Raw genomic sequence first — 13,153 nt, 5'->3', positions numbered from 1 at the left:
TGGACACTGCAATATCGACCTCTCTCCCGTCGAATGAAAACAGCTCGGCAGCCCATAAAGAATTGGGCCAAATCAGTAGCAACCAGATTGAAACATGAGGTCGAAACATGAGGTTGAAGCATGAGGCATGAACCATGCAGGCGGGCATGCGTTCGTCAGCTGTCGAGTTCCGGGTAGCGGCGGAAGATGCAGTCTTCATTGAACGCAATGCGTCGCTCGCTGGCCAGGTAGGCCGCCACGCGGCGGTGCTGCCCCACGCTGTCTTGCAGGGCTGCGACGCATGGCGCCTTTTTCAGCGCGCGCCGGCTGGCCTTGGGAAAGGCGTATTGCAGGCCCGCCACCAGCTGGAAAAGCGACAGGTCCGCGTAGCTCAACCGCCCACCCACCAGATGGCGACTACCCCGGGGGTTGCGCACCAGCACGCTTTCAAACCAGGCCAGGAATTTGGGCACGCGCGCCTCGCGAAACTCCTTTGCGCGCCGGACGGCTTCAGGCTTCTGGTCCTCGTAGTAGAGGCCGGTGGCAATCGGGTGGTGCGTGTCATGGGCCTCGGCGACAACGTCGGCAATGGTCAGCTGCAGCTGGTGCGTCCACACGCGCTGAACCTCGCTCTTGCCCACCAGCCCGAGGCGGGGGCCGAGGTACAGCAAAATCGCCGCCGTCTGCCCCACGATGACCTTGCCGTGCACCAGGAAAGGCGGAGCAAACGGTGGGTGCAGCACATCGGGGCTTTCCATGACATGCATCATGGCCGCCATGCCCTGCCCGACTTTTTCACCCTGGCGATCGCGCGCCACATCAACATAGTCGGCGCCTGCGGCTTCCAGCGCCAGGCGCACAAATTCGCCGCGTCCCTGAATGCCGGGCCAGTAATGAAGTTCGTATGACATGAAACTCCCCCGGTGGGTGGGTTGGCAGAGTGTGGGCAGTATGTGAAATGACGGAAAACGACACTTTAGCCCATGCCGGATGGACATCAAGAACTATGTATTTCATCGCAATAAAGGCAAGAGGCGAGAACGCGGTCTCAGGTGTCCCGCTCATCGGACAGAGAAAATAATTCCAGACCAACCAGGTTCAAACCGGGGTTTAAACCAGGGTTTAAACCGTGTTTCATCTTGTCCTACATGAAGTTGGCCACGGTCTGACATCTCCGGTTTTTCGAGCCGATGGACACTGAAGCAGCATGAAAGAAAGGCGCCACCAGGTGCAGGCGCCTTTTCGTTTTTTCCGGAGGTCAATGCAATGGCGAAATCAACCCTACCCGGTTCACTCCACGGCAAAACCCTGAGATGGAACTTCAGCGACGGCCCGGCCAAAGGCCGGACGTTTGAACATACCTTTGAGGCCAATGGCCGCGTCACCTGGCGCAGCGCGGACAGTCCGGAGGCCAGCCAGCACCACGACAAGGCCAGTGCCGCCGTGAAGGTGTCAGACGACGTGCATGTGGTGTCCTACCTGTCAGCCGACAGCGGCTACACGCTCACGGTGGTGCTCAACCTTCGGGACGGCACCGCGGTGGGTTTTGCGTCCAATGGCAAGGAATGGTTCCGGCAGTCGGGCCGGTTTGAAGTGCTCGACCGTCGCGAAGGCGGTCCAGCGGCCTGAGTCCGGAATGTCAGCCCGCCGCCGCGATCTGGCGCAGGGCCTGTTCAAACACTTCAGGGGGCTGCCCGCCAGAGATCAGGTGACGGTCATTGATGATGACGGCCGGCACCGAATGGATGCCCTGGCTCAGGTAGAACTGCTCGCGCTCGCGCACCTCATCGGCGTATTCGGATGACGCCAGGATGTTCCGCGCGCGCTCGGCATCCAGGCCCACTTCGCCCGCCACCCGCGCCAGCACCTCGTGCGAACCGGGACTCTGTCCATCGGTGAAGTAAGCCTTGAACAGTGCCTCTTTCAGCGCCTTCTGCCTGCCCTCGCCCTGCAGCTCGGCCCAGTGGAGCAGGCGGTGTGCATCAAAGGTGTTGTAAATGCGGCTGCGGCCACCGCCCGGCTCGTCCGCCATGCTGAACTTGAAGCCCAGCTGCGCGCCCCGTACCCGGATGTTTTCGCGGTTCGCTTGGGCCTGCTCGGGCGTGATGCCGTACTTTTGCGTGATGTGCTCGGTGATTTCCTGGCCCTCGGCCGTCATCTGGGGATTGAGCTCAAAGGGCTGGAAATGCAGCTCGGCCGTGATGTCTTTGCCGACCCGCGCGAGCGCCTGGTCCAGTGATTTAAGCCCAATCACGCACCAGGGGCAGGAAACATCAGAGACGAAATCGATTTTGAGGGGGATGGTCATGGTGTGTCGTTCTCATTTCTTTTTTCACGCAAGGTCGCCAACTCGCCTGCATGACAAGCCCCCCGGAAGGATCGCCCGGTGTGGACCGCCTTGTCAAACAGTGGATATGACGGGTCTGCAGGCGCAGATTTTTACGTGGAACGGCCGCGCCTTGTCATGGCGTGGGCAATATGCAGGTGCGGCGTACGGTTACTTGAGGGGCCACCTGGAGGCCATCCGCCCATCCATCCACCCACCCGACGTCCTTGTGCCGCCTGTCCGGCTCCGACCGGCGGTCAGGCCGACCAAGGCCTTCAGTAGGCCCGCACTGACACCTATCAGCGCCTCCCCCCGATAGATCGGGAGCGTTCCGCCACGCATAGTGAAACGACAACTTCCCGGAGAAAAACCATGTCTTTTGCACTCTACATGATCGGTTTCGTGATCTTCCTCGGCGGCGTGATCTGGGGCGCGGTGGTGGCGGGCATACCGCACCTGTACATCGGCATCGGTGCACTGATACTTCTCGGCATCGGCATTTTCAGCGCCGTCAGCCGCACGCGCAGCAAAGACCCATCCTGACCACCGGCGCCTGCTGAAGGCCAGCGCAGCGCCGCGGAAGGGCTAGCGCCCCTCAACCATTCCCGACCGGGGCGCTGCGCTGCAGGCTCACAACGGATTCCGGGCCGCGTTTGGCACCTTCGGCTGCCACGGACACGACGCCCCGAAAAGACGGGCTAAATCGTGAAACCGATTCGGACAATTCCTGTTCAAGCCAGATCACGCGCTGCGCATACATCGATGCCAGCGCAAGATGATGGTCCGCCGCTATCTGGTGCTCGATGCGGGCCAGATTGGCCGCCTGCAAATACTCCTGGGCTTTCCGAATATGGGCATCCACGCGTGTATGAAAAAGATCGAATCGCATATAAAACCCCTCCTCAAGCAGAAGTGAAAGAAACAGTTTTTATTGAAACAGAAATAAAGGTTTTGGGAATACCCAGTTTTAGTGATTGGCCGCTGAAACTGTCGCGTCCTCGCGTAGGACGGCATCTCACGGCCTGCTGGCTGCACAAAAGACGGCGCGGACACACGAATCTTTGTTACAGCTCACGCGGGCGTCAGCATAGGCGCGGGTGATCGGGTATTCCCACAGGTAACCGTAGCCACCAGCCTGTCCTGCGCCACCAATTCGGTGCATTTGTCGACAAACACGCGCGCCACCTGCACTTCGGCTTGCATCTCGGCCAGTTTGTAGCGTGTGTTCTGGTAGCTGGCTACGGGCTGACCGAACACCTTGCGCTCCTTCACATAGGCCAGCGTCCAGTCAATGGCGGCCTGCGCCGCCGAAACGGCCATGATGCGATTTGCAGGCGCTCCCACGGCAGCGGCTCCATCAGGCAGATAAATCCCTTGCTCTCATGCGCCTCGCCGTCCAGCAGATAGCCAGCCGGCACCCTCACGTCGTTGAAGAAGAGCTCGGCGGCGTCGTGCGCCTTGAGGCCGGAGCCCCAAGCCCCCGTGGGGAAAATCGCATGGCCGAAGCATTCCTCCACGCCGCCCTCCGCGCGCCGCGGAACTGCAGCGCCGCAATGGATTCAACCCCGGATGACCTCATTCGGCGTTGTAATGAAGTAGCGGCAAAATCCGGCCCAGGCTTTATGCTGACCCGTACCGTCAGGAATGCCCCGGGCAGGCACCAGCCGTCGATCGTCTATGTCTATTGAACCTTGAACCGCCTTCCCTCAACCAACCTCACCCTCTCATGCAACGACTCCAGAACAAGGTAAGCATCATCACTGGCGCGGCGCAAGGCATAGGCCTAGCTACCGCCCTCAAATTCGCCCGGGAAGGCGCCATCGTCATCGTCTGCGACGTCCGGCAAGCCGGTGTTGACGAGGCTGTCAGGGCGTGCCAGGCACTGGGCGCGCAAGCCGTCGGCCATGTGATGGACGTCACGCAGCGCGCCATGGTCGATGCCGTGGTGAAACGGATCAAGGACCAGTTCGGCCGCATTGACGTGCTGGTCAACAATGCCGGCATCACGCAGGATGCGCGGCTGCAAAAAATGACACTGGAGCAGTTCGACCGCGTGATTGACGTCAACCTGCGCGGCGTGTTTCATTGCGCCCAGGCTGTGGCGGACACCATGGTGGCGCAGGGCCGGGGCGTGATCCTCAACGCCAGTTCGGTGGTGGGCATTTACGGCAACTTCGGCCAGACCAACTACGCGGCCAGCAAGTTCGGCGTGATCGGTTTCACCAAAACCTGGAGCCGCGAGCTCGGTCCCAAGGGCGTGCGCGTGAATGCCGTGGCGCCTGGCTTCATTGCCACGCCCATCCTGAACACCATTCCCGAGAAGGTCCTGAAAGAGATGGAAGCGCATGTACCGCTCAAGCGGCTGGGGCAGCCCGAGGAAATCGCCAACGTCTACGCCTTTCTGGCAAGCGACGAGGCCAGCTACATCAATGGCGCGGTCATCGAGGTGTCGGGCGGCATGTCGGTTTGAGTTGCCGGCCGCAAAAAAAGATTTCAAAGTTCAATTGGTTGACAAAGTCAATCAATTGATTGACGATGGCCGCATGGCATCGTCAAAGCCCTCCACCCCACTCCCATCTGCCGCGGGCCACGTCGAAGCCGTCCGCGGCTTTAACCGTTTTTACACCCAACGCATCGGCGTGCTCGACCCCTATCTGGGCAGCGAACTTTCACTCACCGAGGTACGGGTGCTCTACGAACTGGCACACCGCGACCAACCCACGGCCTCCGAACTGGGGCGCGACCTGGCGCTCGACCCCGGTTACCTGAGCCGCATCCTGCGCCGTTTTGAAAGCAAAGGCTGGCTGGCGCGCGTGCCATCCGTGGCAGATGCCCGGCAAAGCCTGCTGGCGCTCACGGCAGCGGGTCGCAAGGCGTTTGCGCCCTTGCAACAAAAATCCAGCGAAGAAGCAGCAGCTTTGCTGGCAGCGCTGGCGCCCGATGCGCAGCAAAAACTGGTCAACGCCATGGCCGCCATTGAGCACCTGCTGGCGCCAGCCGCTGAACTTGCGCCCACCCGCACCATTGTGCTGCGCGATCCACAGCCCGGCGACATGGGCTGGGTGGTGCAGCAGCACGGCGAGATTTACGCACGTGAATACGGCTGGAACAGCGAGTTCGAAGCGCTGGTGGCCGACATCACCGGCAAATACCTTAAAAACTTCCGGCCGGATTCCGAGAAATGCTGGATCGCAGAACTCGACGGCGAGCGGGCCGGCGCGGTGTTTGTGGTGCGCAAATCAACCGCCGTGGCCCAGTTACGCATGTTGATCCTCACCCCGGAGGCGCGCGGTCTGGGCCTGGGCGGACGCCTCACGGATGAATGCATCGCGTTTGCCCGCCGCAAGGGCTACCAGAAAATGCGGCTCTGGACCAATAGCTGCCTGGACGCGGCGCGCGCCATCTACGCCAAGCGGGGCTTCCGGCTGGTTAAAAGCGAGCCCTACCACGGCTTCGGGCATGACCTCGTGGGTGAAACCTGGGAGTTGCGGCTGTAAGACATGGGAAGTGTGCTTTTGCCGATTGCCCAGCCCAGCCCTCACACCCCCTCGATCATTCGCATCTCCCGCATCGCCACCGACAGCATGGCCAGGTCCACTGTGCCTGCTGCCTGCTGCTCGGCAAGAAAGCGCCGGTAGCGCTCCAGCGGCACCTGGTTGTGCGCCTGCCAGGCGGCGATCAGCGCCTGGGGCGTTTCCAGCGTCGGTGAAAGCCGGATCACGCTGGTTGTCAGCGCCCGCTTGAGCGCGGCCAGGTCGTCGAACAGCGCGGCGCGCGCCAGCATCTGCCAGTGGGTGTCGGCCGGCAGCGCACTCACGCGTTCGCGTATCCAGCCGTGGTTCAGATGCAGGTCGAGCGCAAAATAAAGGCTGGCGACCAGTTCGAGCTGGCGCTCGCAGGCGGCCGCGACTTCCGCGATGTCGAGCACGGCGGCGATGCTGTCCGCACCCGCGACACGCCGCGCGAGTTCGGCCGGCACCCCGGCCTGCACCAACTCGTCGCGCCGCGCGCCCTGTGCCGCCGCATCGGCCGGCGCCAGCAAGGTCGCAAGCTGCGGGCCGACCAGGTCGGCTGCCGCGCGAAAGCGCGTGACCGCCTTCTCGATCGCGCTGCGCTCGACCCGGTGGCGCAGGAACCACAGGCTGGCACGCTCAATCAACTGGCCGGTGTCTGTCAGCATCTGCGCCTGCAGCGCATCCGGCACCTGGTTGTCGAGCGCATCGATGCCCTGCCAGATGTCCTCCAGCCCGAACACCGCGCGCGCGATGATGCAGGCGCGCACGATGTCGGCCGGGGCTGCATCGGTTTCCTCCGCGAGCTGGTGCACCAGGGTCGCACCGACGCGGTTGGTCAGCGTGTTGGTCAGGTAGGTCGCGATGATCTCGCGCTTGAGCGGATGGTGCTGCATCGTGTCGCCGTAGCGCTCGCGCAGGGGCTGCGGGAAGTAGTCGGCCAGCACATGGGCGACGAAGGGATCATCCGGCAGGTCGGACGCGAGCAGCGTGTCGTACAGCCACATCTTTCCGTAGGCGAGCAGCACCGCGCGCTCGGGCGAGGTGAGCCCCTGTTTCGCGGTTTTGCGTTCCTCAATTTCCTCGTCGGGCGGCAGGAACTCTATTTTGCGTTTGAGCCGGCCGGCGCGTTCCAGATGGCGGATCAACCGCGCCTCGGGCTCCAGCAGCGCGGCCGCGCGCCGATGGGCGACCGACAGCGCCTGGGTCTGGTAGTAGTTGTCGCTCAGCACCAGCTCGCCGACCTCGTCGGTCATCTCGGCGAGCAGCTTGTTGCGCTGCTTGCTGGTCATCTCGCCGTCGGTGACCACCAGGCCCAGCAGGATCTTGATGTTGACCTCGTGATCCGAGCAGTCGACGCCGGCCGAGTTGTCGATCGCGTCGGTATAAATGCGCCCGCCGTGCTGCGCGTACTCGATGCGGCCGAGCTGGGTGCAGCCGAGGTTGCCGCCCTCGGCAACCACCTTGCAGCGCAGCTCGGCGCCGTTGACGCGAATCGCGTCGTTCGCCCGGTCGCCGACCTGGGCGTGGGTCTCGCGGCCGGCCTTCACATAGGTGCCGATACCGCCGTTGTAGAGCAGGTCGACCGGTGCCTTCAGGATCATGCGGATCAGATCGTTCGGCGTGATCTCGTCGCCTTCCAGCTCGAGCGCCGCGCGCACTTCAGGCGTGAGCGGGATCACCTTCGCGCTGCGCGCAAACACGCCGCCGCCAGCCGAGATGAGCGAGGGATCGTAGTCGGCCCAGCTCGAACGCGGCAGCGCGAACAGGCGCTCGCGCTCGTGAAAGCTCGCCTCGGTATCAGGATTGGGGTCGAGGAAGATGTGGCGGTGGTCGAACGCCGCGAGCAGCCGGATATGGTGCGACAGCAGCATGCCGTTGCCGAGCACGTCGCCCGACATGTCGCCGATACCGATCGCCGAGAAGTTGGTGGTCTGGGTGTCAACACCCAATTCCCGGAAGTGCCGCTTGACCGACTCCCAGRCGCCGCGSGCGGTGATSSCCATCTTCTTGTGGTCGTARCCSACCGARCCGCCSGAGGCGAAKGCRTCGTCCAGCCAGAATCCGTATTCGGCCGAGATCGCGTTCGCATAGTCGGAGAAGGTCGCCGTGCCCTTGTCGGCCGCAACCACCAGGTAGGGGTCGTCCGGATCGTGGCGCACCACGTCCTCGGGCGGCACCACCTGCGCGCCGACCAGGTTGTCGGTGAGGTCGAGCAGCCCGCGCAGGAAGGTCTGGTAGCAGGCGACGCCTTCCTTCATGTACGCGTCGCGGTCGGTCACGGACGGCGGATTTTTCACGACAAAGCCGCCCTTGGAGCCGACCGGCACAATCACCGCGTTCTTCACCATCTGCGCCTTGACCAGCCCCAGCACCTCGGTGCGGAAGTCCTCGCGCCGGTCGGACCAGCGCAGCCCTCCGCGGGCGACGCGGCCGCCGCGCAGGTGCACACCCTCGACCCGCGGCGCGTAGACCCAGATCTCGAACATCGGCTTGGGCTCGGGCAGGCCGGGCACGCGCGCCGGGTCGAACTTGAACGACAGATAGGGTTTGAGCCCGCCGTCGGCCGCGCGCTGGAAATAGTTGCTGCGCGTGGTCGCCTCGATCACGCCGAGGAACTGGCGCAGGATGCGGTCCTCGTCAAGGTTGGGCACCTGATCGAGCGCATTCGCGATGTTGTTTTGCAGCGCCTGCGTCCGTGCGTCGCGCGCCTCGCCTTGCGCCGGGTCGAAGCGCGCGAGGAACAGCTCGACCAGTTTGCGCGCAATCGCCGGGTTGCCGGTCAGCGCGCGCTCGACATAGGCGTCGCTGAAGGTCGAGCCGACCTGGCGCAGGTAGCGTGCATAGGCGCGCAGGATCGCGACTTCGCGCCAGGCCAGTTGCGCGCGCAACACCAGCCGGTTGAAGTCGTCGTTCTCGATTTCGCCGCCCCAGGCGCGCGCGAACGCGTCCTCGAACAGCGCCTTGATGCGGTCGATCTCGATCTCGGCGCCGTCGGCGAGCTCCATGCCAAAGTCATGCACCCACACGGCTTGCGCGTCCCGCGGCTCGATGCAATAGGGGCGCTCCTCGTTGACCCGGACACCCAGGTGCTCGAGCATGGGCAGGCTCTGCGACAACGCGACCGGCTGTCCGGCGCGGTAGACCTTCAAGCGCAGCGAACCCGGTGCCGCCTCGATCGGTCGGTAGAGGTTCATCGCGAGCGCGGCCGGCTCGCCATCTGGCTGGCCGCCCTGCACACTTTCCATCAGTTCGATGTCGCGTACCGCGGTGCGCGCCGCATAGTCCTCGCGAAAGCCGGCCGGGAACGAGCCGCCCCAGCGGCGCAGTAACCGGTTGCCGCGCTCCTCTCCGCAGCCTTCCAGCAGCGCGTGGGCCAGCTCGTCCTGCCAGCGGTGGGTGGTTTCGACGATACGTGCTTCCAGCTCCCGCACATCGACTTCCGGAACATTGCCCGGCTGGGTCCGCACCATGATGTAGATGCGCGCCAGCATCGATTCCGACAGCTGCGGTGTGAACTCGGCGCTCACGCCGCGGAAGGCGTCCAGCAGCAGGCTCTGTATCCGCAGGCGCAGATCGGTATTGAACTTCTCGCGCGGGACGAACACCATGCAGGACACAAAGCGGTCGAAGCGGTCGCGGCGCACGAACAGCCGGGTGCGCTGGCGCTCCTGCAAGCGCAGGATGCCGAGCGCGATCTCATACAGTTCGCTGTCGTCGATCTGGAACAGCTCGTCGCGCGGGTACTGCTCGAGTATCGTGAGCAGCGTTTTGGCGAGATGGCCCTTGGGCAGAAAGCCGGCGCGGCTCATGACGTGGGCGACCTTGCGCCGCACCAGCGGGATCTCGTCGGTCGCGACCCGGTAGACGATGGAGGTATAGAGGCCGAGGAAGCGGCGTTCGCCGAACAACTTGCCGTCGGCGTCGAACAGCTTGACGCCGACATAGTCCAGGTAGCCCGGCCGGTGCACGGTCGAGCGCGAATTGGCCTTCGTGACGAAAATCGGCGACGGCGAGTCGACGATGCGCTGCACGCCGGCCGGCAGCCGGGTCAAGTCGGGCGTGGCCGGGTCGCGCAAGGCCTCGCGCAGGATGCCCTGGCCGGAGCCCGCGACACCCTGCAGGTAGTAGACGCCGTCCCGCACAAGCGACTGGTAGTCGCGACAGCCGAGGTAGGTGAAATGGTCGTCAGCCATCCATTCGAGGAAAGCCCTGGCTTCCGCAGTTTCCGCAACTTCCGCGGCTTCAATCTGCGCCGGGCCGGCTGCCTGCTCGCGCGCGACCAGGTCCGCGATCGTGCGCCGGGTCGTCTCCAGCATCCGGGGCCAGTCCTCCACCGCTGCCCGCACGTCGCCCAGAACCTTGATCAGGCCGGCCGTCAGCTCCTCCAGGCGCGCCGCCTCGGTGCGGCGATCCACCTCCAGGTGGATATAGGATTCCAGCGCCGACCCGTCGGATTCGGCATCGCCTTGCTCGCTGGCCGCCTGCACATTCACGATCTGGCCACCGACCTCGCGCCAGACGCGGAACACAGGATGCACCGCCGCATGCAGCGTGAGCCCGAGCCGGTTGACTTCCATCGTCACCGAATCGACCAGGAATGGCATGTCGTCGTTGACGATCTCGATCACCGTGTGATCGGAGTACCAGCCGTGCTGCTCCAGCCCCGGGTTGTACACGCGCACGCGCGCGCTGCCCGGTGAGAACTTGCGCGCCAACTGCCAGTGCGCCATCGCGGCGCCGTACAGGTCGGCAATGCTGCGGCTCAGTACGTCTTCCTCATCGGCCTGACCGTAGTAGTGGTTCAGGAACGGCTCGAATGCCGCAAACGCCGCATCCGGCAGGCGCTCGCGCGCGCACGCCATGACGTCATCGAACAAGCGCCGCACTCTGTCTTCGGTTCTGGTTAGCATGATGTGCCCTCCAGTCTCAGGGCTGACCGACGACCAGATCAGCGTATTTCATCTTGCGCCAGTTACAGGCTCTCAGACTAGTTGATCGGACGAACGGTCAGCGGCGTTGGCCAATGCCATTTTCTCACCAGCTTGTGTTTTTGCATAACGTTGGGATGCAGCACCGGGCTGCCGTGACGTGTTCACCACTGACACTGAATTTGCAACACCTGCTACAAATTCCACGAGGGCTGAAACCGCAAATGACTTTTAACCTTTCAGCCCATGGCGGGCCGCAAGCATCGCTCCTCGCCCGCCCACCCAGCCACCCGGCCTTCACTCGCGCCCTTCACTCGAGCTTGACGCCCGCGTCCTTGACCAGCTTGACCCAGAATTTGGCGTCGTCGTTCAGGAACGCTGCGAACTGCTCGGGCGACTGGGAAAGCGACACGTCGGTACCCTCGCGCGCCAGCGCGGCCTTGACCGAGGGCTGTTGCATTGCCCTGGTGGCGGCTTCAAATATTTTCCTGACAATGGCCGGAGGCGTACCCGCCGGCACAAAAAGGCCATACCAGAACTCAATGCTGTATTCAGGCAGGCCCGCCTCGACCATGCCCGCAATGCCGGGAACCAGCGCCGTGCGTTCGCGGGTGCTCACCGCCAGCCCGCGCAGACGGCCGGCCTGCACCATGGGCAGCACCGACGGCGGCGTGCCAAACGTCAGCTGCGTGTCGCCCGCGATCACCGATTGAATCGCCGGGCCGCCGCCACGAAACGGAATGTGCGTCATCTGCACGCCGGTGACCTGAAGAAACAGCGCGGCGCCCAGGTGCGGCGCCGAGCCATTACCGGAGGTAGCGTAGTTGAGTGTGCCGGGCGCCGCTTTGGCCCGGGCAATCAGGTCTTGCACCGAGTTGATGCCGAGGGCCGGATTCGCTGCAATCACCAGCGGCGAGCTGCTCACCCTGGTGATGGGTGTGAGGTCGCGGGCGCTGTAGCCCAGCTTGGGATTGAGTGCCGGATTGACCGACATGCTGCTCGGGCTGGCGATCAGCAGGGTGTAGCCGTCCGGTGCGGACTTGGCCGCTGCCTCTGCGGCGATGCTCGATCCGGCGCCCGCGCGGTTTTCAACCACGATGGGTTGACCCATGGCCTTGCCCAGCGCATCACCCATGGCCCGCGCCACGTAATCGGCCGCACCGCCGGGCGCAAAACCGACCAGCAGCCGGATCGGCTTGGCGGGATAGGCTGGCACCTGGGCCCAGGCGCCAGCGCTGAGACTCAGCGCGAGGCCGCCGAGGACCAGCGCCGCGACGATGTTTGCTTTTTTCATGTTGAATGTCTCCTGTATTTGTATGTGTCTGCAGTAGCAAAAGGGATAGCGGTCGCGGTAGCAGTTGTAGCCGTGGCAGGCAACCGGAAGCTCGCCTCAGGGCGCGGCCGGCATGGAGAGCACGATCTTGCCCAGATGCTGGTTGGACTCCATGTGGGCCTTGGCGGCGGCGAGCTCGCCAAACGGAAAAACGCGATCCAGCAGCGGCTTGATGCGGCCCGCCGCAATGGCAGGCACCACATCGGCCACAAAGCCCGGCACGGCCAACGCGCGCTGCTCGGGTGTGCGCAGCTTGTTGGACACACCGAAGAGCGTCAGCCGCCGGGCATGCAGGGCTTCAATATCGATCTCGGCCTTGAGCACGCCATCGACATAGCCGACCGTGGCCAGCCGCCCCTGGAAGGCCGTGCAGCGAACGTTTTCCGCAAACACCGAGCCGCCCACCGTGTTGACGACCAGGTTCACGCCTTTGCCGCCGGTGGCCTGCATCACGGCATCGTAAAAATCGGCAGAACGTGTGCACAGGCCCACATCCAGGCCCAGCGGCTTGAGGCGCGCCAGCTTGTCGGCCGAGCCGGAGGTGCCAATCACTTTCGCACCCAGGGCCTTGGCGGTTTGCAGGGCGGCGACGCCGACACCCGACGACACGCCGTTGATCAGCAGCCATTCATCGGCGGCCAGACGCCCCTGCAGCACCAGCATGTCGTAGACCACCAGGAAGGTCAGCGGAATGCTGGCGGCCTCCTCCCAGGACAGGCTGGCCGGCATGATCATGGCCTCGCGTACATCCATCAGGGCATATTCGGAAAACGTCCCGGGGCAGCGGCCCATCACCCTGTCGCCCACTTTCAGGCTGTTCACGCCGGCACCGAGCCCGACCACCTCACCCGCTCCCTCCATGCCCACCGCCTTGGCGCTGCCGGACTTGCCATGCAGGCCATGGCCGGCAATGAACTCGCCGCGGTTCAGGCTGGCGGCATGAAGCCGCACCAGCACCTGGCCGGCTCCCGGTTCGGGTTGGGGCACGTCACGCAGTTCCAGCGTGACATGATCCGCGGTCATTTGCATCCAGTAAGACTGCATTCGTTCGCTCTCTTTCGATGTCGGTGTC

At 64.0% G+C, this 13,153-nt stretch carries 10 protein-coding genes and 1 pseudogene; 4 read left to right on the top strand and 7 right to left on the bottom strand.

What is annotated here, in order from left to right; genetic code table 11:
- Positions 1-155: 155 nt before the first annotated feature.
- On the bottom strand, positions 156-890 hold the full coding sequence (locus tag AC1DUB_RS10300) for a glutathione S-transferase (protein ID WP_477729443.1): 735 nt from the start codon (positions 888-890) through the stop codon (positions 156-158).
- A 355-nt stretch (positions 891-1,245) separates the two neighbouring features.
- On the opposite strand from AC1DUB_RS10300, the gene AC1DUB_RS10295 reads away from it, so the two are divergent.
- Positions 1,246-1,608, top strand: coding sequence for a MoaF N-terminal domain-containing protein (locus AC1DUB_RS10295; protein ID WP_477729442.1), 363 nt, complete (start codon positions 1,246-1,248; stop codon positions 1,606-1,608).
- A gap of 10 nt (positions 1,609-1,618) precedes the next feature.
- Here the strand turns inward: AC1DUB_RS10295 and AC1DUB_RS10290 are convergent, their stop codons facing one another.
- On the bottom strand, positions 1,619-2,287 hold the full coding sequence (locus AC1DUB_RS10290) for a DsbA family oxidoreductase (RefSeq protein ID WP_477717385.1): 669 nt from the start codon (positions 2,285-2,287) through the stop codon (positions 1,619-1,621).
- Between the two features lie 390 nt (positions 2,288-2,677).
- Between AC1DUB_RS10290 and AC1DUB_RS10285 the strand changes: the two genes are divergently transcribed.
- On the top strand, positions 2,678-2,848 hold the full coding sequence (locus tag AC1DUB_RS10285; protein WP_477729441.1) for a hypothetical protein: 171 nt from the start codon (positions 2,678-2,680) through the stop codon (positions 2,846-2,848).
- A 52-nt stretch (positions 2,849-2,900) separates the two neighbouring features.
- Here the strand turns inward: AC1DUB_RS10285 and AC1DUB_RS10280 are convergent, their stop codons facing one another.
- Together AC1DUB_RS10280 and AC1DUB_RS10275 are read right to left on the bottom strand one after the other, a co-directional pair.
- Positions 2,901-3,194 (bottom strand): hypothetical protein, encoded by a 294-nt coding sequence (locus AC1DUB_RS10280; protein WP_477717387.1) that lies wholly within the window; start codon positions 3,192-3,194, stop codon positions 2,901-2,903.
- 183 nt (positions 3,195-3,377) lie between these two features.
- A pseudogene (locus tag AC1DUB_RS10275) lies at positions 3,378-3,771 on the bottom strand (acyl-CoA dehydrogenase family protein); the annotation flags it as partial.
- A gap of 260 nt (positions 3,772-4,031) precedes the next feature.
- Between AC1DUB_RS10275 and fabG the strand changes: the two are divergent.
- Positions 4,032-4,775: a 3-oxoacyl-ACP reductase FabG gene (gene fabG / locus AC1DUB_RS10270; protein ID WP_477729440.1), complete on the top strand. Its 744-nt coding sequence runs from the start codon at positions 4,032-4,034 to the stop codon at positions 4,773-4,775.
- A gap of 73 nt (positions 4,776-4,848) precedes the next feature.
- Positions 4,849-5,802 (top strand): bifunctional helix-turn-helix transcriptional regulator/GNAT family N-acetyltransferase, encoded by a 954-nt coding sequence (locus AC1DUB_RS10265; RefSeq protein WP_477729439.1) that lies wholly within the window; start codon positions 4,849-4,851, stop codon positions 5,800-5,802.
- Between the two features lie 41 nt (positions 5,803-5,843).
- Here AC1DUB_RS10265 and AC1DUB_RS10260 read toward each other — a convergent pair whose 3' ends face one another.
- The 3 genes from AC1DUB_RS10260 to AC1DUB_RS10250 form a co-directional block, all read right to left on the bottom strand.
- Positions 5,844-10,730, bottom strand: coding sequence for an NAD-glutamate dehydrogenase (locus tag AC1DUB_RS10260; RefSeq protein ID WP_477729438.1), 4,887 nt, complete (start codon positions 10,728-10,730; stop codon positions 5,844-5,846).
- A gap of 328 nt (positions 10,731-11,058) precedes the next feature.
- Positions 11,059-12,042, bottom strand: coding sequence for a Bug family tripartite tricarboxylate transporter substrate binding protein (locus AC1DUB_RS10255; protein WP_477729437.1), 984 nt, complete (start codon positions 12,040-12,042; stop codon positions 11,059-11,061).
- A gap of 96 nt (positions 12,043-12,138) precedes the next feature.
- Positions 12,139-13,104 carry a zinc-binding dehydrogenase gene (locus tag AC1DUB_RS10250; protein ID WP_477729436.1) on the bottom strand — a complete coding sequence of 322 codons (966 nt, stop codon included), beginning with the start codon at positions 13,102-13,104 and terminating at the stop codon, positions 12,139-12,141.
- Positions 13,105-13,153 lie beyond the last annotated feature (49 nt).

It is taken from the genome of Polaromonas sp. P4_F9, from assembly GCF_056401235.1.
Note: the sequence above shows the minus strand (reverse complement) of the source record. Positions and strands in the feature narration are given on the sequence as shown.